This is a genomic window from Mucilaginibacter sp., assembly GCF_041088075.1.
Taxonomy (GTDB): domain Bacteria; phylum Bacteroidota; class Bacteroidia; order Sphingobacteriales; family Sphingobacteriaceae; genus Mucilaginibacter_A.
On the sequence record NZ_JBGCVY010000058.1, the window covers coordinates 1 to 24,472 of the forward strand.

At 40.8% G+C, this 24,472-nt stretch carries 20 protein-coding genes, 3 tRNA genes and 1 pseudogene; 11 read left to right on the plus strand and 13 right to left on the minus strand.

Annotated elements, in window-relative coordinates:
• From V5804_RS13845 to V5804_RS13860, 4 genes and pseudogenes are all read right to left on the minus strand, one after another.
• Positions 1-280 (minus strand): annotated as a pseudogene (locus V5804_RS13845) (DUF4276 family protein); the annotation flags it as partial.
• A gap of 155 nt (positions 281-435) precedes the next feature.
• Positions 436-648, minus strand: a complete 213-nt coding sequence (locus V5804_RS13850) for a hypothetical protein (protein WP_369591991.1) — start codon at positions 646-648, stop codon at positions 436-438.
• Positions 615-1,697, minus strand: coding sequence for an AAA family ATPase (locus V5804_RS13855; protein WP_369591992.1), 1,083 nt, complete (start codon positions 1,695-1,697; stop codon positions 615-617). The genes V5804_RS13850 and V5804_RS13855 overlap by 34 nt, the downstream gene beginning before the upstream one ends.
• A gap of 396 nt (positions 1,698-2,093) precedes the next feature.
• The gene (locus tag V5804_RS13860; protein WP_369591993.1) at positions 2,094-4,403 is read right to left on the minus strand and encodes a glycoside hydrolase family 3 N-terminal domain-containing protein; all 2,310 of its coding nucleotides are present in this window, start codon (positions 4,401-4,403) and stop codon (positions 2,094-2,096) included.
• A 425-nt stretch (positions 4,404-4,828) separates the two neighbouring features.
• Between V5804_RS13860 and V5804_RS13865 the strand changes: the two genes are divergently transcribed.
• Positions 4,829-5,305 carry a DUF892 family protein gene (locus V5804_RS13865; RefSeq protein ID WP_369591994.1) on the plus strand — a complete coding sequence of 159 codons (477 nt, stop codon included), beginning with the start codon at positions 4,829-4,831 and terminating at the stop codon, positions 5,303-5,305.
• 328 nt (positions 5,306-5,633) lie between these two features.
• Here V5804_RS13865 and V5804_RS13870 read toward each other — a convergent pair.
• The 5 genes from V5804_RS13870 to V5804_RS13890 form a co-directional block, all read right to left on the minus strand.
• Positions 5,634-5,707, minus strand: a tRNA-OTHER gene (locus V5804_RS13870).
• A complete protein-coding gene (locus V5804_RS13875; RefSeq protein WP_369591995.1) occupies positions 5,703-5,948 on the minus strand; it encodes a GIY-YIG nuclease family protein in 246 nt (81 codons plus the stop codon). Before V5804_RS13875 ends, V5804_RS13870 begins: the two co-directional genes overlap by 5 nt.
• Before the next feature lie 44 nt (positions 5,949-5,992).
• Positions 5,993-6,077: transfer RNA gene (locus tag V5804_RS13880), tRNA-Leu, on the minus strand.
• A 151-nt stretch (positions 6,078-6,228) separates the two neighbouring features.
• Positions 6,229-6,301: transfer RNA gene (locus V5804_RS13885), tRNA-Gly, on the minus strand.
• A 68-nt stretch (positions 6,302-6,369) separates the two neighbouring features.
• Positions 6,370-6,855, minus strand: coding sequence for a regulatory protein RecX (locus tag V5804_RS13890; RefSeq protein WP_369591996.1), 486 nt, complete (start codon positions 6,853-6,855; stop codon positions 6,370-6,372).
• Positions 6,856-6,911: 56 nt separating this feature from the next.
• Between V5804_RS13890 and V5804_RS13895 the strand changes: the two genes are divergently transcribed.
• The 3 genes from V5804_RS13895 to V5804_RS13905 all read left to right on the plus strand — a co-directional run bounded on the left by V5804_RS13895 (position 6,912) and on the right by V5804_RS13905 (position 12,016).
• The gene (locus tag V5804_RS13895; RefSeq protein WP_369591997.1) at positions 6,912-9,380 is read left to right on the plus strand and encodes a bifunctional UDP-N-acetylmuramoyl-tripeptide:D-alanyl-D-alanine ligase/alanine racemase; all 2,469 of its coding nucleotides are present in this window, start codon (positions 6,912-6,914) and stop codon (positions 9,378-9,380) included.
• A 10-nt stretch (positions 9,381-9,390) separates the two neighbouring features.
• The gene (locus V5804_RS13900) at positions 9,391-9,987 is read left to right on the plus strand and encodes a DUF502 domain-containing protein (RefSeq protein ID WP_369591998.1); all 597 of its coding nucleotides are present in this window, start codon (positions 9,391-9,393) and stop codon (positions 9,985-9,987) included.
• 94 nt (positions 9,988-10,081) lie between these two features.
• Positions 10,082-12,016: a redoxin domain-containing protein gene (locus V5804_RS13905; protein WP_369591999.1), complete on the plus strand. Its 1,935-nt coding sequence runs from the start codon at positions 10,082-10,084 to the stop codon at positions 12,014-12,016.
• A 70-nt stretch (positions 12,017-12,086) separates the two neighbouring features.
• Here V5804_RS13905 and V5804_RS13910 read toward each other — a convergent pair whose 3' ends face one another.
• The 4 genes from V5804_RS13910 to V5804_RS13925 form a co-directional block, all read right to left on the minus strand.
• A complete protein-coding gene (locus tag V5804_RS13910) occupies positions 12,087-13,151 on the minus strand; it encodes a sodium:calcium antiporter (protein WP_369592000.1) in 1,065 nt (354 codons plus the stop codon).
• 38 nt (positions 13,152-13,189) lie between these two features.
• Complete coding sequence (locus V5804_RS13915) at positions 13,190-13,897, minus strand: TIGR00730 family Rossman fold protein (protein ID WP_369592001.1); 708 nt, start codon at positions 13,895-13,897, stop codon at positions 13,190-13,192.
• A 27-nt stretch (positions 13,898-13,924) separates the two neighbouring features.
• A complete protein-coding gene (locus V5804_RS13920; protein ID WP_369592002.1) occupies positions 13,925-15,409 on the minus strand; it encodes a sodium:solute symporter in 1,485 nt (494 codons plus the stop codon).
• Positions 15,410-15,515: 106 nt separating this feature from the next.
• Positions 15,516-15,869, minus strand: coding sequence for a four helix bundle protein (locus V5804_RS13925; RefSeq protein ID WP_369592003.1), 354 nt, complete (start codon positions 15,867-15,869; stop codon positions 15,516-15,518).
• A gap of 147 nt (positions 15,870-16,016) precedes the next feature.
• Here V5804_RS13925 and recR point away from each other — a divergent pair, with 147 nt between their 5' ends.
• From recR to V5804_RS13960, 7 genes are all read left to right on the plus strand, one after another.
• Positions 16,017-16,634 carry a recombination mediator RecR gene (gene recR / locus V5804_RS13930; RefSeq protein WP_369592004.1) on the plus strand — a complete coding sequence of 206 codons (618 nt, stop codon included), beginning with the start codon at positions 16,017-16,019 and terminating at the stop codon, positions 16,632-16,634.
• A 165-nt stretch (positions 16,635-16,799) separates the two neighbouring features.
• Positions 16,800-17,615, plus strand: a complete 816-nt coding sequence (locus V5804_RS13935; protein ID WP_369592005.1) for an SDR family oxidoreductase — start codon at positions 16,800-16,802, stop codon at positions 17,613-17,615.
• A gap of 264 nt (positions 17,616-17,879) precedes the next feature.
• Positions 17,880-18,161 carry a hypothetical protein gene (locus tag V5804_RS13940; RefSeq protein ID WP_369592006.1) on the plus strand — a complete coding sequence of 94 codons (282 nt, stop codon included), beginning with the start codon at positions 17,880-17,882 and terminating at the stop codon, positions 18,159-18,161.
• Positions 18,143-18,526 carry a type II toxin-antitoxin system VapC family toxin gene (locus V5804_RS13945; RefSeq protein WP_369592007.1) on the plus strand — a complete coding sequence of 128 codons (384 nt, stop codon included), beginning with the start codon at positions 18,143-18,145 and terminating at the stop codon, positions 18,524-18,526. The genes V5804_RS13940 and V5804_RS13945 overlap by 19 nt, the downstream gene beginning before the upstream one ends.
• Positions 18,527-18,637: 111 nt before the next feature.
• The gene (locus tag V5804_RS13950) at positions 18,638-19,774 is read left to right on the plus strand and encodes an ATP-binding protein (protein WP_369592008.1); all 1,137 of its coding nucleotides are present in this window, start codon (positions 18,638-18,640) and stop codon (positions 19,772-19,774) included.
• A 178-nt stretch (positions 19,775-19,952) separates the two neighbouring features.
• Positions 19,953-23,564, plus strand: a complete 3,612-nt coding sequence (locus V5804_RS13955) for a response regulator (RefSeq protein ID WP_369592009.1) — start codon at positions 19,953-19,955, stop codon at positions 23,562-23,564.
• A 39-nt stretch (positions 23,565-23,603) separates the two neighbouring features.
• The gene (locus V5804_RS13960) at positions 23,604-24,422 is read left to right on the plus strand and encodes a protein-glutamate O-methyltransferase CheR (RefSeq protein WP_369592010.1); all 819 of its coding nucleotides are present in this window, start codon (positions 23,604-23,606) and stop codon (positions 24,420-24,422) included.
• Positions 24,423-24,472 lie beyond the last annotated feature (50 nt).

Below are 24,472 nucleotides of genomic sequence, written 5' to 3' on the forward strand. Positions count from 1 at the left end.
ATTGGTTTGGTAATTTGTTATATAAACCAAGCCAATCTTCCATTTTCTTTGTATCAGAATACATTAAGGCTTCATATTCATGTAACTGGATATATGGAATGAATTTGTAAAAATTCAAATCATCTTTTAATTGATTCTCCATTTCAATAATCCTGTTATAAGGTTGAAGCGTTTTTGTAGCGATGTAACCAGGGAAATCATTTTTCAGACCATATAAATCTATTAAGGTAGTATGATAAACGTCAGGACATTCATGAAACCATTGGATTATATCATTGAAGTTGTTTAAACTTTTTTTCTGGCCCTCTTTTTTGGGCCATGCTTCTTTTACCCTATAAAAATTGGTGTCTGTACCAGCCTGGACAAATCAAAAACCAGGCAATGCCAATTTTTAGGCGGTAAAAGAAGCATGGTGCAAAGCATAAAAGAATAAGTTTAAACAAGTTCATTTTTAAACTTAGCATATCCAACAATTCCACCTCTTTTTTTCAGCTTTCGGTTGGTTAAAACTTTTCTTGTTTCAACATACACATTAAAATTAAGCAAGTGTGGGCGCAATATATCTGTAACAAATCTTTCTTCAGAAAAACCTTCCGAAGTTATGTTTAATCGTATCAAGGCTTTCCTCCAATTATGTTTTTGTCCCATAGTTCGCCTAAAGAATATTCATCCAGCCATTGTTCAAGTTTTTCTGGTTCTAATCTTCTAAATACTGTCTCGGCTTCTTTTTTTTCTACGATGATAATATCTTCAGCATCAAACTCATTTACTAAACTTACCGATTGTGTGGAAACAATAATTTGAGATCTTTTGGAAGCTTTCTTTAAAAGCCCGGCCAAAATTGTTATAGCCGAAGGATGCAGCCCTAATTCAGGTTCATCCAGTAAAATAACTTTTGGTAAATCTTTTTGAAGTAACAGCGTAGCCATACAAATAAACCTAACCGATCCATCAGATAATTCATTAGCCGTAAAGGTTTTATCCGAATAATTATCAACCCATTCTAAACGAATTGTTTCCTTATTTAAAGGATTTACTTCTAAAACAAAATCGTTAAAAAAAGGAATGACTAATTGGATCGTTTTAACGATTCTTTCATGATATTTTTCTTGTGTTTTTTTTAATATATATAGAAAAGGTGCCAGGTTAGAAGCATCTTCAAATAAAAACTTACTGTCAGAAATCGAACTGTATTTCTTAACCCCGGCTGATTCACTTGTATCGTGAAAATGGTAAACTCTCCATTCTTTTAAAACATCATAAACATGATCGGCTATTTTGTCTTTTTTTGCTTCTATTGATAAATTACTTTCTTTTTCGTCAATTGTAATGGAAGTTGTATAGGGAGTGCTATAGCCATAACCCATAAAGCCACAATGTTCGAGCGCAATAAACAAACTATCGTCGTTTGTAGGTTGCAGCTTTATATCATAAAAGTTTGGGTCAAAGTTTAAATCTATAATAATTTCTTTTGTTGATTTACTTCCATAATAAAGTAAGTTTTCTGCACCTGTTTTTAAAGAAGCAATTCTTACTCTTCTTTCAATAACATTTCTTAAAAATCTATAAAGAGAAATAAAATTAGTTTTTCCTGCCCCATTCTGGCCAATTAGTACATTCATACTTGTAAGATGTACAGCTTGATCTAAAATTGATTTATAGCCTTTTATATGTATATTTTTTAACTGATGGCTCATGCTTCAAATTAACTCTAAAATTTTCTATCTGTATTCAACAAAAGCATTTTTATGATCATATTGAATAAAGTTAATGATTATTATGGTTTATGGTTTTCATTAAGCACTTGTATTTTTACTTAAACAATAGAACAAAAAAACCCTAATACTTCGTATCAAGTTTTTTCGTTCTGTCAGGAGATAAAAATTTATTATTGTTGAGCAGTCGAACAAAATACTACCAATAGCTTCAAAAAACCACCATGCTTCTTTTAGCACTAAAAAATTTGTGTTTGCAACTCACCAACTTTTAGGTGGTAAAAGAAGCATCAAAAACAAAGAAAACAAACTTTAAAAAAGTACCTATCAACCTGTAATTTTTTTTCGCCGTAAACCCTAATCTCACAATTATACCAACTAATCCTTGTATTCCAATTGCTTTTTTAACAGGATATGATCAGCATAGCGGGCAATCATTACATCGAAAGTTCCCGGTTCGGTTACTAATTTCATACTGGCATTCCAAATGGCTATATCAGATGGATTAATGCTGAAATTAACCGTTTTTACTTCGCCGGGCTTTAAGGTGATTTTGCTGAACCCTTTTAAAGCCATCACCGGCGTGCTTACCGAATTTACTTTATTTCCTAAGTATAACTGAACTACTTCTTTACCTTCAACAGGTCCGGTATTTCTCACGTTAACGGATATATTGACCTGGTCGTTTTTTCCAAATTCAGTTTTAGAAACTTTCAGCCCGTTGTATTCAAATGTGGTATAACTCAGCCCGTAACCGAAAGAAAACAACGGATCGGTAGATGAAAAAACATAATCCAAGCCTGGTTTTTCAATTGTTCCGTGGCGGCGGTTGATGCCTTTTGCCGAATTTACATAATTATAAAAAACCGGGATATGGCCGGTTGATTGCGGAACAGACATATTCAACCGGCCGGAAGGATTGACCTTTCCAAATAAAACATTGGCAATTGCCGTACCGCCTTTTTCTCCGGGATACCAGGCTTCCAAAATAGCAGGAACGTTTTCCTTTTCCCAACTAATGCTCCATGGACGCCCGTGTACCAGGACTAAAATTACAGGTTTCCCGGTTTTATAAATGGCCTGCAACAATTCCCGCTGTACGCCTTGCGGGCTAATATCGGTAACGTCATAACCTTCGCCGCAGGTAAAAGGGTCTTTAGGTTCGTTTTCCGGCGCATGGCCATTCCAGCCCACGCCCGAAAATACCACGCTGCTGGTTCCAAGCACCACCACAACCGCATCGCTGTTTTGCGCAGTTTTTACGGCCTGTTCAAACCCGCTTTGGTTTAAACCGGTCAGTTCGCATCCTTTTGCATAATTGATTTTAATGCGGTTGCCTGCAAATTGCCTGATGCCGTCTAAAACGGTAACACCAGAACGGTTGTCGCGCGTAAAACTGTAATCGCCATACTGAACCTGGTCTGCATTCGGGCCAATCACTGCCAAAGATTTAATTTGGTTGATGTTTAAAGGCAACAGGTTTTTATCGTTCTTTAATAAAATAATAGATTCTTCTGCTATTTGCTGTGAAAGTTGAACATGTGCGGGTGTGTGCAAGCGCTTTTGGAGTTGGGTTGTATCCGGCAGAGGCTTTTCAAACAAACCAGCTTTAAATTTAGCCGTCAAAATCCGGGCTACCGAACTGTCTATCTGCGCTTCTTTTACTTTGCCGGACTTTACCAGTTCAATCAAATGCGAGTACACATCCGGGCGTGAAGCTTCCAAATCAACACCCGAATTTATGCCGATAAAAGCAGCATCAGTTGCCGTTTTTGCCACTTTATGAAAATTGTACAATTGGCTCAAACCGCCGTAATCAGAAAAAACGTAGCCTTTAAAACCCCATTCTTTTCTTAAAATCTGGTTGAGCAAAAACTGGTTTCCGTGGGCGGGGATTCCGTCAATTTCATTATAAGAAGGCATAACAGCATAAATATTTGCCTTTTGAACAGCTTCTTTAAAAGGCGCCAAAAACATCGAACGCAACTCCCTTTCGCCAATTTCGGCAGGTGCCAGGTTGATACCGGCCAAAGGTTTGCTGTAAGCGGCAAAATGTTTTGCGGTGCACATCACTTTATTGGCGGCAATACCAGTGCGGCTTTGTGCTGGACTGCCTTGCATCCCTCTTACAAAAGCCGATCCCATTTGGCCTACGAGGTACGGGTCTTCGGCAAAACACTCTTCCACACGGCCGTAGCGCGCGTCTCGTATCAGGTCAAACAACGGCGACAAGGCTTGGTCAACACCGGAAGAAGTTGCTTCATAAGCGATAACCGATCCCATTTGTTCGATTAAAGCCGGGTTCCAGGTACTGCCTTGGGCAATAGATTGCGGAAATACAGTTGCCCCTGCGGCTAATTGTCCGTGCAAACATTCGCCGATTTGGATTGGGGGAATGCCTAATCTTGTTTTTTCACGCGCATATTTTTTTGCGTTGATGGCTTGTTTGGCCACTTCTTTAACGCTTACAAACGGGCTTTCTAAAACGCCGTAAGCAATTGGGCTGTTTACAGATTCTGCCAATGAAGACATTGTCATCTGGCCTACTTTTTCTTCAAGCGTCATCCTTTTCAGCAAATCTGCAACCCTTTTTGGCACCGGTGCATTTGCATTTTTATACAATTGTGCATTGGCCGAGGCAATAAACAGTAACGCTAAAAATGCAGACAGGGCTTTTTTACTGAACATGGTTTGGGTTGAGGTTGATGACGGTTAATGAAAAAGGCCGCTCTTTTTTGGGCAGCCCTCGTTGTATTTGTTTTTCAAAGCTTCATAACACTTCCGAAGTTACAGGTTTCCAACTTCTTTTTAAAACCGATTGAAACTTCAGCAGGTTTGATTACCTAAACTCAGGGCTTGTTTAAAATCTGCTCACTTATTTCCGATGCTTCTTTTACCACATAAAAATCATTGGCCTGATGTGTTTTTTCTAAACAGAATTTATAGGCATAAAAGAAGCATCACCGGTTTTTACTGTAGAAATTTAAACAAGAGATTTAATTTGTAAGATATAAAACTTAACTAAAAGTAGGATGTTGAATACTTAAAGTTTATAACAAACAAAGTAAACTATTAACAACAAACCAAATTAAGACATCAAAAAAAATTAGAACATGGAAAAGCAGAATTTGAAAGAGCTGATTAAACAAGGCTTTGCGGCAATGAAAGCAGGAAGTAAAGTAGCAGCAGAAGCTACAAGCGAAATACAAAACGATGTAAAAAACGAGCAGTTAAAAAGTGCACTTCAGCAAGGCAACGAACAGTCAAAAGTTTGGGCCCAACGGATAGACCGCGGTTTGGAGGAAGCAGGTGGCAACGCAGACCAGGACAACGAAATATTGAAAGCCCATTATCAGGTGAGCAAAAAAATCAGGCAGCAGGCAGCGGATGACAATACCCGTGATTTGGGTATCATCGCCAGCGGCCAAATGTCATTGCATTACTGGATAGCAGCGTTTGGCACACAGGCAAGCTATGCTGCCGCAGCCGGCCTAAACCAGGCACAGCAGGAAATGCAGGCATGTTTGGATGAGGCAAAGCAAGCCGATGAAAAGCATACCCAAATTGCGAAAAGCATTTTATCAGCATAAGATAACTGCTAAAATAAAGCCCGGCTTTTCAATAAATTGAGGGCTGGGCTTTATTATTGTATTCTCCTTTGTAGAATATAACCTAATTGGTTTAGCTTTTGAGGTTAAAACAATACTGAAAAAAGTATTTATAAATAATATGGATCCAACAAAAAAGCGACTAAGAGTTTAATCTTCTAACCACTTCGCTTACAAGTACTCGGGGCGGGAATCGAACCCGCACTCCTTTAACAGGAATCCCGACCTAAATCGGGACGTGCCTACCAGTTCACCGCCTAAATATTTTTGACTTCAATAAAAAAGCCTCCTATAAAAGAGGCTTTTGTACTCGGGGCGGGAATCGAACCCGCACTCCTTTAACGGGAACCCCGATCTAAATCGGGGCGTGTCCACCAGTTCACATTTTCGCAATCAACCTTTCGATAAAAATCCTGCTTTTCATTGATTTGATATAAAGTTCCCTTGAATTTGCTGCTGCTTTAGTTTCATAAGTTTCAAAAAACACCACTTTCCAAGGGCCTTTATTTTTTGTTGTGGTTACCTTGCCTCCATTGTGTCGTCCTAACCTTTCTTCCAAGTTTGAGGCATGGCCAATGTAATAACGTCCGCTTTTTTCAGATTGTAAAATGTAAGTGTAAAACATACGGGTAAAACAACAAAGCCCGACACTTTAAGTATCAGGCTTTGTACTCGGGGCGGGAATCGAACCCGCACTCCTTTAACGGGAACAGGATTTTAAGTCCTGCGTGTCTACCAGTTCCACCACCCGAGCAGGTGATTAATTTCAATCGGAGCGTATTCAGTCCCGCACTCCTTCAACGGAAATCCCAACCTTAATCGGGACGTATCTACCAATTCCACCACCCAGGCAGGCGGTTAACCTTTTAAAATTAAATCCCCGCCCGATAAGGGAAGGGATTTAGAGCGAAAGACGAGGTTCGAACTCGCGACCTCAACCTTGGCAAGGTTGCGCTCTACCAACTGAGCTACTTTCGCATTGTGGTTGCAAATATATACAGATTCAAAAAAAACACAAGCCTTTGGCCAGCTTTTTTTTAATTTTTTTATAAGTCGTTGGCTTTCAAAACTTCAGCTACCAAATCACCTTCGTAGCCTTTGCCATACGCGTACTGTTTTAACTGATAGCTTCTTTTATAGGCATCTTTTTCTTTGGACAAACCGGCTTTTTTCTCCAAAATACCTTTTAATTTCAACAGATAATCGTCCAGGTCAATTTGCTGCAATGCTTTTTTGATCAACCCGTCCGGCACCCTTTTCAGTTTTAAAGCTTGTTTGATTTTGATTTTGCCCCAGCCTTTTTGTCTGAATTTGCCCAAAGCATAAGCATTGGCAAAGCGTTCTTCATTCAAAAAATTTTGGCTGATGAGTTCCGAAACGATATTTTCCACATCGCGCTGGTGCAAACCAAAAGTGTACAGCTTGTCGCGCACTTCCTGTTGGGCGCGTTCCTGGTACACACAATATTTCTCGGCTTTCAGCAAAGCTGTTTTCGGGTCGAGAATTTTCGGTTTGCTTTCTTCAAAATCCATCCACCCAAAAATCGTTAAAATTCTTCTATTGGCAGAAATATCTTCAACTTCGCGCTATGCCCGGCCAATATTCCATTCAAAAAATAAGTGAAATTTTAGGTGCTAAAAACAGCATCAGCCAAGATGTTGAAATTGAACATTTGTTAACCGACAGCCGCCGCATCAATAACCCCGCAAGCTCTTTGTTTTTTGCGTTGGATGGAAAGCGCGACGGCCATTCGTTCATTCCCGAATTGTATGCTGCCGGCGTTTTTAGTTTTGTGGTGAAAGAAAATTATCAAATCCCTCAGGAACTAAGCAACGCCAATTTTATAGTGGTAAAAGAAGTATTGCCCGCCTTACAGCAATTAGCGGCTTTTCATCGCAATCAGTTTGATTTGGAAGTGATTGCGATAACCGGCAGCAACGGCAAAACCGTGGTTAAAGAATGGCTGTACCAATTGCTTTCTCCGGATAAAAATGTAGTGCGAAGCCCGAAAAGTTACAACTCGCAAACCGGCGTTCCGCTTTCGCTTTGGCAAATTGATGCGCAAAATGAATTGGGGATCTTCGAAGCCGGAATTTCTCTGTCGGGAGAAATGGATCGGTTGGAAGTGATGATTAAACCAACGATTGGAATTTTAACGCATTTTGCTGCGGCGCACGATGAAGGTTTTGCCAGCCGAAACGAGAAGCTGAAAGAGAAATTAAAACTGTTTAAAAACGTGCAATTGCTGGTTTACAATCAAGACCAGGTGCCAGAAGAAATTACGCAGGAATTGAACGGTCTGAAAACTTTTACCATCAGCAAAAAATCAAAACAAGCCGATTTGTTTGTTTCAAAACAGGAAACCCTTTCCGGCAAAACCAAAATCAATGCTGTTTTTACTGGCATAAAATTGGTGTGCAGCATTCCTTTTACCGATGAAGCTTCCATAGAAAACGCTTTGCTTTGCTGGGCAACCGCGCTTGCTTTAGGCACAAATCCCGAAGTTTTAAGCCGAAGGATGGAAACACTGAATGCCGTAAGTATGCGGCTGGAACTGAAAAACGGCGCGCACAATTGTTCGGTGATTGATGATTCTTATAACTCGGATATTAACTCGCTGGAGATTGCTTTGAACTTTTTAGAGCGGCAAAAACAGCATCCCAAGAAAACGTTAATTCTGTCGGATATTTACCAGTCGGGTTTAAAAAGCGATGAATTGTACAAACAGGTTTCTACTTTAATCCAACAGAAAAAAATTGACCGGTTAATTGGCGTAGGGAAGGAGATTTCCGAAAATCAACAGGCATTTCAAATCGAGGAAAAATACTTTTTCCAGAATACAGAATCGTTGCTGAAAGAATTGCCTTCGTTACAATTTTGCGATGAAACCATTTTGTTAAAAGGTTCCAGGAGTTTTGAGTTTGAACGGATCAGCCGGATTTTATCTCAAAAAACACACGAAACAGTTTTAGAAATCAACCTCAACGCGCTTCAAAATAACCTCAACCATTACAAATCCATTTTAAAACCAGGCGTAAAACTGATGGCGATGGTAAAAGCATTTTCGTACGGCAGCGGAAGTTTTGAAATTGCGGGAATTTTGCAGTTTAACAAAGTGGATTACTTGGCCGTTGCTTATGTTGACGAAGGCGTTGCGCTGCGAAATGCAGGAATTACATTGCCAATCATGGTTTTAAATCCTGAAGTTACGGCTTTTGAAGAATTGGTTCAGTATCAGTTAGAACCAGAGATTTACAGTTTTAATTTGCTGGAACGATATGCTTCTTTTATCGGCCCAAAATCAGTGGTTTCTTCTCCCGTCCATCTAAAAATTGATACCGGAATGCACCGTTTGGGTTTTGAAACCTACGAAGCGGAACAGTTGTGCCAGGTGCTTCAAGACAATCCGCAATTACAGGTCAAATCCGTTTTTTCACATTTGGCGGCCAGTGGTTCTGCAAAACACGATGTGTTTACAAAGCAACAATTTGCTGCTTTTCAACAAGTTTGCCGGCAGATAGAAACAGCGTTGGGTTATCCTTTTATCAAACACATCGCCAATACTTCGGCCATTTCCCGTTTCCCGGAAATGCAGTTGGATATGGTTCGTTTGGGCATCGGTTTGTATGGAATTGATGCTTCGGATGATTTGCAAAGTAATCTGTTGCAACCTGTTGCTGCTTTAAAAACCAGTATTTCCCAGTTAAAGAAAGTAAAAGCCGGGGAAACAGTTGGTTACAGCAGAAACGATGCAATGGAAAAAGACGGCCAAATTGCAACCGTTCGCATTGGTTATGCCGATGGTTATTTGCGCGTTTTTGGAAATGGAAACGGCAAAATGCTCATCAACGGAAAACTGGCGCCAACCATCGGCCACGTTTCGATGGATATGTGTATGTTGGATGTAAGCGAAATTGAGGTGGAAGAAGACGACGAAGTGGTTGTTTTTAACGAAGAACTTCGGATAGAAACGCTGGCCGAACAAGCCGGAACTATTCCATACGAAATTCTGACCAACATTTCCCAACGGGTAAAACGAATTTATTTTTACGAGTAAAAACAGCAACATGAACCGTATTTTCCGAGCGTTAATCAATTATTTTATCAAAGGTGTTTTGGTGGTTGTGCCAATTGGCGCGGCTATCTTTTTAATCGTTTGGATTTTTTCTTCTATTGATAAATCATTAAACCTCAGTGATTTAATTATTACCGATCCAAAAACCGGAAAACCTATTTACATTCCGGGCCTGGGCATTTTAACCATAATTGTGGTGATTATGATTGCCGGTGTTGTTGTAACTTATTTGATTACCGAGCCGATCTACAATTGGTTTTCACGCCTGTTCCACCGTTTGCCTTTGTTCAACTTTGTGTATTCTTCGGTAAAAGATTTGACGGAAGCTTTTGTGGGCGATGAAAAAAAGTTTAACGAACCTGTTTTGGTAACGATGGACGAGTTTGGTTTAAAACGCATTGGTTTTGTAACGCACAAAGATTTGAACGTTTTGGGCTTGCCAAACGATGTGGCCGTTTACTTTCCGTTTTCCTATTCGTTCACCGGGCAATTGGTGATTTTGCCGGCCACAAGGGTAAAACCGATTAATAAAAGCGCTTCGGAGATGATGAAGTTTGTGGTTTCGGGCGGGGTGAGCCATCTGGTATAAATTTTTATCGGTAAAAGAAGCATTATTTTCTTTTTTAAATTCTAAAATGCTTATATTTCCTAAAAAATTAGTTGTTATGAAAAAACTGAAACTTATGCTTGCATTTTCAGGAATCCTGGCCATGCAAAACCTGTTTGCACAAACCGGTGCACACTTAAACCTTTCGGATGCTTATCCAAAAGCCGGGGAAAAGATAACGGTAACTTACAATCCTGTCGGTACGCCGCTGGATGGGAAAACGAATTTAAACGCTGCCGTCTATTTTCTCGATAACAAAGATAACCCGGCGACAGATCTCAACTTAAAACCTGTAGGAAAGTTGTTGAAAGGCGATTTTGCAGTCCCTGCTTCGGCAAAAGCTTTTTTTGTAAAAGTAAGTAAGGACGAAACGATAGACGATAATGCCGAAAAAGGCTATTTGTACATGGTTTATCAGGATAAAAAACCGGTCTCAGGTGCTTATGCTTCAAAAGCATATGTATTATCAACCATTATAGGACCTGCATTGGCTAAAATAAAAATGAACCCAAAAGAAGCATTGAGTCTGTATAAACAAGAGTTTGCTGTTTATCCTCAGAATGAAAAAGAATTTCAAGCTAAATATTATACGTTATTAGCTTCGATTAAAGATCCTGAAGTTAAACCTGTTTTCAATCAAAAGCTTAGTTCCTTAATCAAAAGTAATGACGAAAAAGATTTATTGCTAGCCGTCAACTTAATGAGAAATGCAAAGAAGCCGACACAGGCAGACTCTTTAATGACCGTTATAAAATCCAAATTTCCTAATGGAGAACTTGTCAAAGACGAGTTGGTAGGAACATTTAGTAAAGAAAAGGACTTGACAAAAAAGGAAGCTTTGTATAACGAATTTATCAAGAAATACCCTGAGAGCACAACCGAAAAGAAAACGACTCAGGACTTCCTAAGATTTCACTTGGCAGGCACTTATTTGCGGGAAGGCAAAATGGATGATTATTACCGATGGGAAAAACAGGTAAAGGATAAATCAAACTTAGCCTACTGGTTAAACAATGTCGCATTTGACTGGGCAAAGAAAGGGGAACACCTGGACGAAGCCGCAAACATCTCAAAACAATCTTTAGACTTGACAAAAGAGAAGGTCAACAATCCCGGCTCTCAGCCTTATGCCTCTCTAAAAATGCTGAAAGAAAGGTATGAATCAGCGTATGATATGTACGCTGATACTTATGCTTTTATCCTGCTCAAGCAAAACAAACCTAAAGAAGCATTGAGTTATGAAATGCCTGTTTACGAAAGGTCAAAAGGGGTTAGTGTAGAAATTAACGAGAATTATGCTTCAATTTTAAAAGCTGTCGGCGATACACAAAAAGCCAGACAGGTGATAGAAACAGCTATCAAAAGCGGCAAAAGTTCGGAAAGTATGAATGCCGATTTAAAAGCCATGTATTTAAAAGCAAAAGGTTCTGATACTGGTTACGATCTCTATTTTGCTTCGTTAAAAAATGCTGCCGCAATTGCTGCAAGAACTGCTTTGGCCAAAGAAATGATCAATAAACCTGCGCCACTTTTCACCTTAAAAGATACCAGCGGAAAAGCAGTTTCGCTGGCCGATTTAAAAGGCAAAGTTGTGGTAATAGATTTTTGGGCAACCTGGTGCGGCCCTTGCAAAGCTTCTTTTCCGGGGATGCAACTGGCTGTGAACAAATACAAAGACAACCCAAACGTAAAGTTTTTATTTATTGATACTTGGGAAAACGGCGATGATTACTTGCCAGGCGTTAAAAAGTTTATTGCCGATAACCATTATACTTTCCAGGTTTTGATGGACGAAAAAGGAAGCGATAACCGGCAATCCAAAGTCATCAGCACGTTTGGGGTAGAAGGCATCCCAACTAAATTTATTTTGGATAAGGACGGTAACATCCGCTTTAAAAAAGTAGGTTTTGATGGAAATGCAGAAAGTATCCGCGATGAAGTTTCTGCGATGATTGAAATGGCAACAAACCCGGAAACGGCAAAAGGCGAAAAAGTAACAATGCTGAAATAGGACACTGATTTTTAGGTGATAAAAGAAGCATTGCAGTTTTAATTGCCATGCTTCTTTTATAGGGCAAATTTTATTTACTGATAAAAACCAATCCGGCAATGCCCAAAAAATAAACGATTAGAACGAGCAGAGAATCAATCCCCATGCGTAAGATTTGTTTTTTAGGCCGAAAAATTAAACCATAAATATAAATGGTGGTCAACAGCATTCCCAACCCGGTTAAATAAATATCTGATTTTTGTGCCAATGGCAACACTGCTTTTCCGGAAATTAAACTTGCTAACAGAAAAAGTACCGGTAGAAAAGCATTTCCTCCAAAAATATCACTAATGGCCAGGTCGTAATCCTTCATTTTAACAGAAGTTAAGCCAGTTGCAACTTCCGGCAAAGAAGTTGCCGCAGCCAAAACCGTAGCACCAAAAAGTAGGCCCTGCATCCCAATTTGTTTGGCCATGGCATCACTGCTGATTTCCAGGGCCACACCGGCAATCAAAGTAATAACAGCACTTATTAAAAAAACGGTGATGGTTTTGCCAATTGCCGGAGGGTTTTTTTGTTGATCTTTATCCTGGCTTGCCTTGTCCGAGGCTTCTTGCTGGTCGTCTGCGTCTGCTTTTTTTACAACCCAGGGCAAGTTGTTTTTGGCCTTGCTGATTATCTTGACACCGGCAATCCAAACGATAAAAATAAGCAAGTCAACCGGTGTAATATGAAAAAATATGACTTCCGTAGGCAATTGATGGCCCATGACCACCAAAGACAGTATGGCCAAAACCAATACGGCCTCCAGTACCAGCACCAGCGAGATAGCGCGGTAAGTAAGTGGGCCTTTTTTCCCCAGCCCAAACACATCCAGCACAACCAGCACAACGGTTTGCAGGGCAATGCCACCGAGGATATTGCCTATGGCCAGGCCAAGATTGTTTTTTAAAGCAGCGGTAATTACAATCACCAATTCCGGCAAATTCGTTACAATAGCCAGGATAATCAATCCGCCTAAAGCTTCCCCTAACCCAAAATGTTTCGAAAGAACATCAGTAGTATCGGATATTTTGATCCCTGAAAACCAAATTGCAACTGCAGCAATGATAAAAATACCTGCCAAAAGCGGAAAAGAAAGGGAAGAAATATCCATGAAAACGGAAAGTTTATTGATTGGAAACTGCTGTTGAATTAGAAATTCGGCTTAAGCACGTATTTGTTATAGAAACGGAAAATATGTTCTACAGCTTCTTCCGGTGTATCTACCAATCGGTATAAATTCAAATCATCCGGACTGATATTTTTTTCTTGGCCAAGCATTTTTTCTTCGATCCAGTCGAACAAACCTTTCCAATAATCAACGCCAACAAAAACGATTGGAAAGCGGGCAATTTTACCGGTTTGGATTAAAGTGATCGCTTCAAAAGATTCGTCCATCGTGCCAAAACCGCCGGGCAAAATGATAAAGCCCTGTGAATATTTCATAAACATCACTTTGCGGATGAAGAAGTAATCAAACTCCAGCAGTTTGTCCCGGTCGATGTATTTGTTGTGGAATTGTTCAAAAGGCAGTTCGATATTTAACCCTACGGATTTCCCCCCGGCTTCGTAAGCGCCTTTGTTAGCGGCTTCCATTACGCCTGGCCCGCCGCCCGAAATTACACCGTAACCGGCCTCACTCAGTAAGCGCGCACATTCTTCTGCCAATAAATAATACGGGTTTTCGTGGTGCGTTCGGGCCGAGCCAAAAATGGAAACACAAGGGCCGATCTTGGCCAGTTTTTCAAAGCCATCTACAAACTCGGCCATAATTTTAAAGATCTGCCACGAATCGGTAACCTTGATCTCGTGCCAGTTGCGGTTTTCAAAAGCGTGTCTTATTTTCTCGTCGCTTGTCATAATTTCACTCAAAATACAAAAATTAAATTAAACGGTGGTTTGCAAACTTTTACGGTGCGAAGTCAATAACAGCCCAAAAAAAGTAATTAACCCATTCACAATAATCAGTTCATTATCAAAAACGTAGCCACCAAGGAGTTTTTTAGAAGAAGTGCTTAAAAAATAACAAACCAGCGGACTGACCAAACAAATAAACGGAACCAACTTATCCTGAACTTGCCGGTTTTTTACGAACAAGCCGAAACTGTACAAACCCAAAAGCGGCCCGTAAGTATAACTGGCTACTTTGAAAATGGCGCTTACCACGGCCTCATTGTTAATGCTGTTGAAAATAATAATGGTTAAAAACAGCAATACCGAAAAACCGATATGCACCCAATGCCGCAAACCTACCATTGCGGCGCTGTTGGTGTTTTCCTTTTTGTTGAAGTTTAGAAAATCAATGCAAAACGATGTGGTTAAGGCAGTTAAGGCCGAATCCGTGGTTGCAAAAGTGGCGGCCGTTAAGCCCAGCATAAACACAATGGCCGGCAAAACGCCGAGGTAATTTAAGGCGATGGTTGGATATAAATAATCGGTTTTAGCTACGCTGATACTGTTTTTAGCGGCATAAATATAGAGTAGTGCGCCAACGCTGAGGAAGAAAATATTGATCAGCACGAAAACAGCCGTAAAGCTAAACATGTTTTTTTGCGCTTCGCCAATGTTTTTGCAGCTTAGGTTTTTCTGCATCAAATCCTGGTCCAAGCCGACCATGGCAATGGTAATAAATAAGCCGCCCAAAAACTGTTTGGTGAAGTGGAGTTTGTTGGACAGGAAATCGTTCCAGAAAAATATCTTGGAATAACTGCTGTTTTTGATCGTTTCTGCAGCTTCAAACACATTCAAATGCAAACTTCGGCAGATGAAAAAGATGGACAGAAAAACTGAACTTACCAGAAAAAGTGTTTGCAAGCTATCGGTAATGATGATGGTTTTAAGCCCGCCTTTAAACGTGTAGCTCCAAATCAAAACCAAACAAATCAAAACCGTTACGGCAAACGGAATATGGTAATTGTCGAAAATGAATTTCTGCAACACAATCACCACCAAATACAAACGAAAGGCAGAACCGATGGTACGGCTAATCAGGAAAATGCCAGCAGCCGTTTTGTAGCTCCAGGTGCCCAAAGCAGTTTCGATATAACTGTAAATGGAAGTGAGTTTAAGCCGGTAATAAAGCGGCAGCAAAACGGTGGCAATCAAAATAAAACCAACGGCATTGCCCAAAACAAACTGAAAATAAGCAAACTGATCGCCGGAAGGAGAGCCAACCCTCCCCGGAACAGAAATAAATGTAACGCCGCTCAACGCCGTGCCAATCATCCCGAAAGCGACCAGATACCATTTGGAATTTCGGTTGGCCACAAAAAAGGTATCGTTATCGGAGGAATTTCTGGAAGTGAGCCAGGAAATCAAAATCAGCACCAAAAAATAACCGATGATAAAAGCGAGCAGGATTGCGGGACTCATGGGTTTAGTTGATGGTTAATAGTTGATGGTTCATAGTAAGAAGTTGATGGTTAATAGTTGAAAGTCAATAGTTAATAGTTCATTGTTGATAGAAAAAGCATAACAATTAATCTAAAGATTTTTTCATATTCGTTATCATTTTGACTAAAACTTCGTGTTCATCGTAAAGTGTTTTAAACTGGATTTCATTGATGTAACTTCTTCTTTTTGCAATAAATAAACAGCTCACCACTTCAATGGCAGAACGCAAGGCATAATTTAGAAATAGTTTGAAGGAAGCCTTTGTCTGGCCGGTTGATCCTTCTGCAATATTTAAAACAACAGAATCTGATGCTCTTTTCATTTGCGAAGAAAGCACAAAGAGTTCATCTTTTGGCAAGGTTTTACTAAACAAAAAAACAGCCTCATTCAAATCCATTGCCTTTTTCCAAATGTTCAATTCTTCAAAACGAAATGCCATAATGGTAATAATTATTTCAAAAAAAATAAATGTAATAATATTCTGGTTATCTGCTTAACCCATGAACTATAAACTAAACTATGAACCATTACTCATGAACTATCAACTATCACCCATGAACTATCAACTTTTTCCTATTTTTGCGCTATGAATTTTTCTTCCAAACTGCTGGAAACTGCAGTGGCCGAATTTGCCAAACTTCCCGGGATCGGACAAAAAACAGCGCTTCGTTTGGTGCTGCATTTGTTGAACGAAGAGAAAGAAGAGGTTGACCGTTTTAGCAATTCGATTAGTAAATTACGCAACGAAGTCCGGTTTTGCGAGGTTTGCCATAACATTTCTGATCAGGCTATTTGCGAAATCTGTGCTTCTCCGCGGCGAAACGAACAACTGATTTGTGTGGTGGAAGATACGCGCGATGTGATGGCGATAGAAAACACCAGTCAGTACAACGGTTTGTACCATGTTTTGGGTGGATTGATTTCGCCGATGGATGGCATTGGTCCGAGCGATTTGCAGATTGATTCTTTGGTGGAACGCATCAAAAATACAGAGGTAAAAGAAGTAATATTTGCGGTTAGCGCCACGATGGAAGGCGACACGACGATCTTTTACTTGCACAAAAAACTAAAGGATTTTGGGTTGAAAATATCTACCATTGCGCGTGGCATTGCTTTTGGCGGCGAGCTGGAATATGTGGACGAGATCACGTTGGGCCGATCTATCGCGACAAGGGTTTTGTATGAAGGATCGGTTGTGAAATAGGGCGATGCTTCTTTTATCGGTGTTTTTTTGATGTCATGCAGAATTTGTTTCGGCATCTCCCGTGAAAGGTTTCATCATGCAAGAGGGATCCTGAAACAAGTTCAGGATGACAAAAGCATACTTCTTTTATCAACATAAAATCAATATAATCAGCAATAGAATACAATGTCTTTTAAAGGAAAAACAGTCATCATTACCGGCGCATCTTCCGGCATTGGAGAAGCATTGGCAAACGAATTGGCTGCACGCGGAGCCAACTTAATTTTAGGCGCAAGGCAATTTGTTACGTTGTGTGAAATTGCCCAAAACCTCGAAAAAAAATATGGCATAAAAGCAGTAGCCGTACAATGCGATGTGAGCAAAGAAGAAGATTGCAAAGTGCTTATCCATCAAGCCGTCCAAACTTTTAAAGGTATTGATGTGCTGATCAACAACGCCGGAATTTCCATGCGGGCTTTGTTTAAAGACCTGGATTTGGTGGTGCTGAAAAACCTGATGGACGTGAACTTTTGGGGCACGGTTTACTGCACCAAATATGCAATGGAAGAAATTTTGAAATCCAAAGGCAGCGTTGTTGGCGTTTCTTCGATTGCGGGTTTTAAAGGTCTGCCGGGCCGCACGGGCTACTCGGCTTCCAAATTTGCGATGAACGGTTTTTTGGATAGTTTGCGCGTGGAGAATTTAAAAACCGGTGTGCATGTGATGACGGCTTGTCCGGGTTTTACCGCTTCCAACATTCGCAGTACGGCTTTATCGAAAGACGGAACCGCGCACGGCGAAACTTCCATGGAAGAAGAAAAAATGATGACAGCCGAAGAAGTGGCCAAAATTATTGCCGACGGCATCCAAAAACGTGAACGGGTTTTGGTAATGACCGGGCAGGGAAAATTAACGGTTTTGCTGAACAAACTGCTTCCGGGCTGGCTGGACAAAAAGGTTTACGAGGTTTTTACGAAAGAGAAGAACCCGTTGCTGCGGTAGCTGAAATGCTGGTTTTTATTTTGCCGATGCTTCTTTTACCGGTATAAAATTGGTGTTGAAAAGATGCTTTTAAGGCATAAAAGTTTGTATCGGTTTTCCTAGCATTGGCCTGATGCTTCTTTTATCGTATAAAAATTGTTGGATAAAAGTTTGGGTTGAAGCACAATTCCAAATTAAGCAATCTGTTTTAAGGCGTTTTTATTTCGGACGATCGTAGTTTTTGAATTAACTTTTATTAGCTTTAATTTCAAATTATAAATTTTTATGGTCGAAACTAAAGTAACACCTCAAAAAACAGATTTTGACATGGCAATATCTTTGCCGGAAGAATATGTGGGCAAAGAAGTCCATGTTGTTTTCTATATGGATGAAGAAGTAAAAAACCACAACGAATGGGAAAGCGATATTCAAAAATTGGAAGCGCCAACGCAAAAAGAAGGTAAAAAAACAATGGCTAATTTTTGGGGAATAATTTCTGATCAAACCGCAGAAATTTTGCATCGCGAAGTTGGGCAAAACCGCAATGGATGGGACAAAAATATTTAATTGATACCAACCCGGTAATTGATTTTTTTAACAGGAGGCTTCCTGTAAAAGGCGAAGTTTTTATGAAAACTATTGAGCCGGAGATTTCTGTAATTACACAAATCGAATTATTAAGCAATAAAAATATTCCTTTAGAAGAATGGGAGCAAATTCAGGGGTTTATCAGCGTGGCTTCAGTTTATGCTTTAGAAAACAATATTGTGCAGCAGACAATTTTACTTCGTCAAAAGTATAAGATAAAAACACCTGATGCTATTATTGCTGCTACAGCTTTGGTCTATAACCTGATTTTAATCTCCCGAAATATTACTGATTTCAAAGACATCAGTCGGTTGAAACTTGTTGATCCGTACAACCTGCAATAAAAATCAAAAGGCTTTAAAATCATAAAGCCACCACAATCAACATCCTTTAGGCACTTTCTACGTTAAAAAGAAAATATGTTTTAATTTAGCCTTGTTTCTCATTAAGCTGACATGATATTAATTGTTGACGATAAGTCTGAAAATATAATTGCCCTAAAACGCATCCTCGAAAAGCACAAGTTTGAAGTGGATACGGCACTCTCCGGCGAAGAAGCGTTAAAAAAAGTACTGAAAAATAACTACGACTTGATTATTTTGGATGTACAAATGCCCGGGCTTGACGGTTTTGAAGTGGCCGAATCCATTTCTGGCTACAGCAAAACCAAAGATATTCCGATCATTTTTCTTTCCGCAGTAAACGTAAACAAACAATTTATCAGCAAAGGTTATGCTTCCGGCGGGCGCGATTATTTGGTGAAGCCTTTTGACCCGGACGTGCTGGTGCTGAAAGTGAAAACCTTTATCAAACTGTACGAACAAACCACGGCTTTGCAAAACATGCAGCAGGTTTTGGTAGAAGAGATCGAGTTTAGGAAGCAGGCCGAAAGAACGAAAGACGAGTTTATCACGATGGCCAGCCACGAACTGAAAACGCCTTTGACATCCATCAAAGGCTACATGCAGATGGTGGAACGCTCGGTTGACCGCGACCTGAAAGACGATGCCAAAAAATACCTGGAACGCACGCGCCAGCAGTTGGAAAAGCTGAATATTTTGATTGATGATTTGCTGGACACTTCAAAAATCGCCAGCGGCAAACTGGAGTTTAAAAACCGGGTTTATGATATTGACCCGATTATTGAGAACTCGGTTGATATCATCCGGCAAACCTATACCAGCCACCAAATTATAAAAACAGGGCAGGCGGGAGTTAAAGTATATGGTGATCAGATCCGTATTGAACAAGTGATTTTGAACTACTTAACAAATGCAATTAAATATTCCCCCAACTCAACTGAAATTTTATTTGACGTTTCTTTGTTGTCGTCTGATGAAGTTTTGATCAACGTTACCGATTCCGGCATCGGCATCCCGAAAGACAAACAGGAGCAGCTTTTTACCAAGTTTTACCGGGTAGAAGAATCTTCCAACCGTTTCCAGGGCTTGGGCATGGGCTTGTACATTTGTGCCGAGATCATCAAAAGGCACCATGGCCGTTACGGTGTGGACAGCGAGCCGGGCAGGGGTTCTTCGTTCTATTTTACGCTGCCGGTGTACGATAGCAAAGATCACGCAGTTAAACCATAAACCCAAAAAGATTTAGGGCTGTTTAAATTTACACAAGAAAAAATGCCCATGCTTCTTTTACCCTATAAAAATTGGTGTTCGCATCAACCTAAATAAATTAAAGATTTAATGCTTAACATTTTTTATGTGATAAAAGAAGCATGTAAAATAAGTTGAACAAAATTTAAACAGGCTTTTAATGAAAAGTAAAATAAAGCGGGATTTACAGATCGGTTTCGGGCTGTCGCTGCTGCTCGTTGTGCTAAGTTCTATCGCATCTTTCATCAGCATCCGCAGCCTTTTGGACAATGCCGAAAAAGTTGACCGCAACAATACGGTTATCTCAAAATTAGAAAGCATTATTTCGACCATGAAAGATGCCGAAACCGGACAAAGAGGTTTTTTGCTTTCGGGCGATGAAATCTTTTTGCAGCCGTATATTGGTTCTGAGCAAAAAGTTTTTGGTGCGATAAAAGAAGTAAGCCAGCTAAGCACTGATGACGGATTTTTGAAGCAGCATGTTGATCAGTTAGAAAACACAATTACGGCAAGGTTTAGCAGCCTGCAACGGTTGATTGATGCCAAACGTTCAGGTAAAGCTATCAGTTTAGGGCAGCTTAAACAGGGCAAGGCCGAAATGGACGCTTTGCGCCAGGTGATAAGCCATATGGAAAACCAGGAAAGAATGGTTTTATCAAAATCTACTGCCACACAACGTTTGCTTACTGCTTTTACACCTTTAATTATTGTTTTTGCCGCGCTTTTAACGATCGGGATTTCTGTTTTATATTATTATCGCTTGCGGAGAAAATACGAAGAAAACATTGCGCTGCGCCAGGATCTGGAGCAAAAGGAAAAAGTGATGGGGATCAGGCTCAACCTCGTCCATAATATTGCGGATAAAATTTCTAACGGTGATTATCAAACCCGTGTTGACGACCATGAGAACGACAATTTGGGCGGCGTTTCTCATTCGCTTAATAAAATGGCCGAATCATTGTCTTATGCTTTTGGAAACCTGGAAGCAAACGAATGGCTGCAAAAGGGCATCAACGGCCTGAACAACAAAATGTTAGGGCAAAAGGACTTGGAAACGCTGGCCGCACAAGTCCTGGAGTTTTTGGTGGATTATACCAAAAGCAGTATCGGCGCCATTTACACGGTGGGGCAAAACCGGCTGCATTTAAAAAGCAGTTATGCCTTATCAGCCAAAGACCGGAAAAAAGAAATTAAAGTAGGCGAAGGAATCAGCGGGCAGGCAGCCATCAGTAAAAAAACAATTCAGCTAAAAAACATTGATAAAAACAGCATTGCGATAACTTATGCCAACGGCGAGATCAGGCCGGTCCATTTGATTGCAACGCCTGTTTTTTACGGGGGCGATGTTATTGGTGTAATAGAGCTGGCTGCATTGCAAAACTATGATGATTTAAGTATCCGGTTTTTAGAGCGTGTGGCGGGAAATATCGGGCTTTCCATTTATACGGCGCAAAATTACCACGAACTGCAGCAGTTGCTTAAACAAACGCAACAGCAAACCGAAGAGCTAAGTGCCCGGCAGCGCGAACTTGAAAACATGAACGCCGAACTGGAAGCCTACACGCAAAAGCTGCAACAGAACGATGAAGAAATGCGCGTGCAGCAGGAAGAACTGGAACAATCAAACCAGATGCTGGAAGAACGCAGCCATTTGCTGGAAGAACGCAACCACATGATCTTAGAGCGCAACCAGGAAATACAGCGAAAAGCCGAAGAACTGGAACTAAGTACGCAATACAAATCGGAGTTTATGGCCAATATGTCGCATGAGTTGCGCACGCCTTTAAATTCTATTTTGTTGTTGTCGAGGCATTTGACTGAAAATAACGAGGAGAATTTAACGGCCGATCAAATCGAATCGGCACAGGTAATTTTGAATTCGGGCAACGGTTTATTGAATTTGATTGACGAAATCCTCGACTTGTCCAAAATCGAGGCCGGCAAAATGGAAGCCGAATACGAACGTGTAACCATTACCGAGATTGTTGCTGAAATGCAGGCTTTGTTTATGCCGGTTGCCCGCGAAAAGAAACTGGACTTCACGGTTGCTGCCAGTCCCGGCCTTGCAAATACGATCGAAACCGACAAGCCCAAACTGGAGCAAATCCTGAAAAACCTGGTTTCAAACGCCTTAAAATTCACAGCAAAAGGCGAAGTGGGTTTGATGGTTGAAGCAGATGAACGCCCTGGTTTTATCCGTTTTACAGTAAAAGACAGCGGCATCGGCATTGCCCAAAAAGACCAGGAAACGATTTTCGAACCTTTCCGCCAGGCCGATGGCTCGACCCGGAGAAACTACGGCGGCACTGGTTTGGGCTTGTCCATCAGCAAAAAACTGGCCGAACTGCTGCAAGGCGAAATCAAACTGAGCAGCGAACAGGGAAAAGGAAGCACGTTTGTTTTATCCGTTCCGAAAGATAAACCGGCAACCGAAATGGTTGAAGAAGCGGAGATTGATCAATCAGAACCCAATCCCAAAAAAGTACTGATAAAAGAAGCATTGGCACCGGCAATAGGCCGTGTAAAACATTTGACAACGCTGATTCCGGCGGAAATTAAAGACGACCGCGAAAACCTGAACGATGACAGCAAAGTAATTTTGATTATCGAAGACGATACTGTTTTTGCCAACGCTTTGTTAAAGTTTACGCGCGAAAAAGGCTACAAAGGCATTGTTGCCGTGCGCGGGGATTTGGGTTTGGAAATGGTGCATCAATACAAACCCGACGCCATTTTGCTGGATATCCAATTGCCGGTAAAAGATGGCTGGGAAGTGATGGAAGAGCTGAAAAACGATCCTTCTACGCGGCATATCCCGGTGCATATTATGTCGTCGTTGGCGGTCAAAAAAGAAAGCTTGCTGAAAGGCGCGGTTGATTTTATCAACAAACCAATGGCCATTGAGCAGATGAAACAACTGTTTGAAAAGCTGGAAGAAGCGATTTTGCGCAGCCCGAAAAAAGTGCTGATTGTGGAAGACAACGAGCAGCACGCCAAAGCGCTTTCTTATTTTTTGGAAACGTTCAACATCAGCACAGAAATTTCGGGCAGCATCAACAAAAGTATCGAAACGCTGCAAAAAAGGGAAGTGGACTGCGTGATTATGGACATGGGCGTTTCGGGAAAAGTGATTTATGATTCGTTGGAAATGATTACCCAACAGCCGGGATTGGACCGCATCCCGATCATTGTTTTCACTGGGAAACACCTTTCGCTGGCCGAAGAAAGCCGCATTTTGCGCTTTGCGGATTCTATCGTGGTAAAAACAGCACAATCGTACCAGCGCGTTTTAGACGAGGTTGCCGTGTTTTTGCATGTGATGGAAGGAAAACAAACCCCGACAACTGCCAGTCCTTCGCTTTCTAAAAATCCCGGTGCATTGGCCGAAGTGCTCAAAAACAAAACTATTTTGATTGCAGACGATGATGTGCGCAACATCTTCTCGCTGACAAAATCCCTGGAAAAATATCAAATGAACGTGCTGACGGCAACTAACGGCCACGAAGCGTTGGAGCAGTTGGAAAAAGAGCGTGTGGATATTGTGCTGATGGACATGATGATGCCGGAGATGGACGGCTACGAAAGTACACGCCGCATCAGGCAGCAACCGGATTTTGCCACGCTGCCCATTATTGCGGTTACGGCCAAAGTGATGCCTGCCGACCGCGAAGCTTGTATCGAAGCCGGTGCATCAGATTATGTTTCAAAACCGGTGGATGTGGATCAGTTGGTTTCACTTTTGCGGGTTTGGCTGTACGGGCAATCGCTGTAAAAAAGATAAAGTTTTAATGCTTCTTTTATCGGTATAAAAATGGTGGGCATACTGAGTGAAGAAGAAATCAACCAATTGTTGACCGATTTGATTGACACTTACGGTTACGATTTTACGGGATATTCGATGCCGATGCTGCAACGGCGGATCAACCAGTTTTATAATTTGCAACAAGTGGGCAGCTTTACGGCATTGCGTTATCTGCTTAAAAATGACCCGCAATATTTTCGTTTGTTCATCTCCAAAATCATGGTCCCGGTTACCGAAATGTTCCGCGACCCTTCTTTTTTTGCGGCTTTGCGAACGGAGATTTTGCCTGCTTTAAGCAATTTTCCGCTTATCAGGATTTGGCACGCAGGCTGTTCAACCGGTGAAGAAGTTTATTCGATGGCCATTTTGCTGAAAGAACTTCGCTTGCTTAATAAATCCATTTTGTATGCTACGGATATCAACCCTGAAGCTTTGGAAACGGCTTCAAAAGGTATTTTTCCGCAAAATTCTTTTCAGCATTACGCCGATAATTATTTGAAATCCGGCGGCGAATTGTCGTTGCAAAACTATTTTGAGCCGTATTTTGGGCAGGTGAAATTTCATGACGGGCTGAAAAAGCGCATCGTTTTCTCCACCCATAACCTCGCTGCCGATACTTCTTTCAACCAGTTCCAATTGATCATTTGCCGCAACGTTTTGATCTATTTTAACCAGGAACTGCAGAACAGCGTGTTCACCTTGTTTGACAGCAGTTTGGAAACGAAAGGTTTTTTGGCTTTGGGAAGTAAAGAAACGCTGCGGTTCAGCCACTTAAACCAGCATTACCAGAAAATAAACCACAAAGAAAAAATCTGGCAAAAATTGTAATTGTTAAGAAAAATATTACAGACATAATGCTTCTTTTATGCCTATAAAAA

What these genes read in the sequence shown, in the direction of transcription:
- V5804_RS13850 (WP_369591991.1), bottom strand. Translation starts at nt 648, where the DNA reads ATGGGACAAAAACATAATTGGAGGAAAGCCTTGATACGATTAAACATA.
- V5804_RS13905 (WP_369591999.1), top strand. Translation starts at nt 10,082, where the DNA reads ATGCTTGCATTTTCAGGAATCCTGGCCATGCAAAACCTGTTTGCACAA.
- V5804_RS13935 (WP_369592005.1), top strand. Translation starts at nt 16,800, where the DNA reads ATGTCTTTTAAAGGAAAAACAGTCATCATTACCGGCGCATCTTCCGGC.
- V5804_RS13955 (WP_369592009.1), top strand. Translation starts at nt 19,953, where the DNA reads ATGAAAAGTAAAATAAAGCGGGATTTACAGATCGGTTTCGGGCTGTCG.
- V5804_RS13890 (WP_369591996.1), bottom strand. Translation starts at nt 6,855, where the DNA reads ATGGATTTTGAAGAAAGCAAACCGAAAATTCTCGACCCGAAAACAGCT.
- V5804_RS13865 (WP_369591994.1), top strand. Translation starts at nt 4,829, where the DNA reads ATGGAAAAGCAGAATTTGAAAGAGCTGATTAAACAAGGCTTTGCGGCA.
- V5804_RS13940 (WP_369592006.1), top strand. Translation starts at nt 17,880, where the DNA reads ATGGTCGAAACTAAAGTAACACCTCAAAAAACAGATTTTGACATGGCA.
- V5804_RS13900 (WP_369591998.1), top strand. Translation starts at nt 9,391, where the DNA reads ATGAACCGTATTTTCCGAGCGTTAATCAATTATTTTATCAAAGGTGTT.
- V5804_RS13960 (WP_369592010.1), top strand. Translation starts at nt 23,604, where the DNA reads ATGGTGGGCATACTGAGTGAAGAAGAAATCAACCAATTGTTGACCGAT.
- V5804_RS13875 (WP_369591995.1), bottom strand. Translation starts at nt 5,948, where the DNA reads ATGTTTTACACTTACATTTTACAATCTGAAAAAAGCGGACGTTATTAC.
- recR (WP_369592004.1), top strand. Translation starts at nt 16,017, where the DNA reads ATGAATTTTTCTTCCAAACTGCTGGAAACTGCAGTGGCCGAATTTGCC.
- V5804_RS13910 (WP_369592000.1), bottom strand. Translation starts at nt 13,151, where the DNA reads ATGGATATTTCTTCCCTTTCTTTTCCGCTTTTGGCAGGTATTTTTATC.
- V5804_RS13860 (WP_369591993.1), bottom strand. Translation starts at nt 4,403, where the DNA reads ATGTTCAGTAAAAAAGCCCTGTCTGCATTTTTAGCGTTACTGTTTATT.
- V5804_RS13925 (WP_369592003.1), bottom strand. Translation starts at nt 15,869, where the DNA reads ATGGCATTTCGTTTTGAAGAATTGAACATTTGGAAAAAGGCAATGGAT.
- V5804_RS13895 (WP_369591997.1), top strand. Translation starts at nt 6,912, where the DNA reads ATGCCCGGCCAATATTCCATTCAAAAAATAAGTGAAATTTTAGGTGCT.
- V5804_RS13855 (WP_369591992.1), bottom strand. Translation starts at nt 1,697, where the DNA reads ATGAGCCATCAGTTAAAAAATATACATATAAAAGGCTATAAATCAATT.
- V5804_RS13920 (WP_369592002.1), bottom strand. Translation starts at nt 15,409, where the DNA reads ATGAGTCCCGCAATCCTGCTCGCTTTTATCATCGGTTATTTTTTGGTG.
- V5804_RS13945 (WP_369592007.1), top strand. Translation starts at nt 18,143, where the DNA reads ATGGGACAAAAATATTTAATTGATACCAACCCGGTAATTGATTTTTTT.
- V5804_RS13915 (WP_369592001.1), bottom strand. Translation starts at nt 13,897, where the DNA reads ATGACAAGCGACGAGAAAATAAGACACGCTTTTGAAAACCGCAACTGG.
- V5804_RS13950 (WP_369592008.1), top strand. Translation starts at nt 18,638, where the DNA reads ATGATATTAATTGTTGACGATAAGTCTGAAAATATAATTGCCCTAAAA.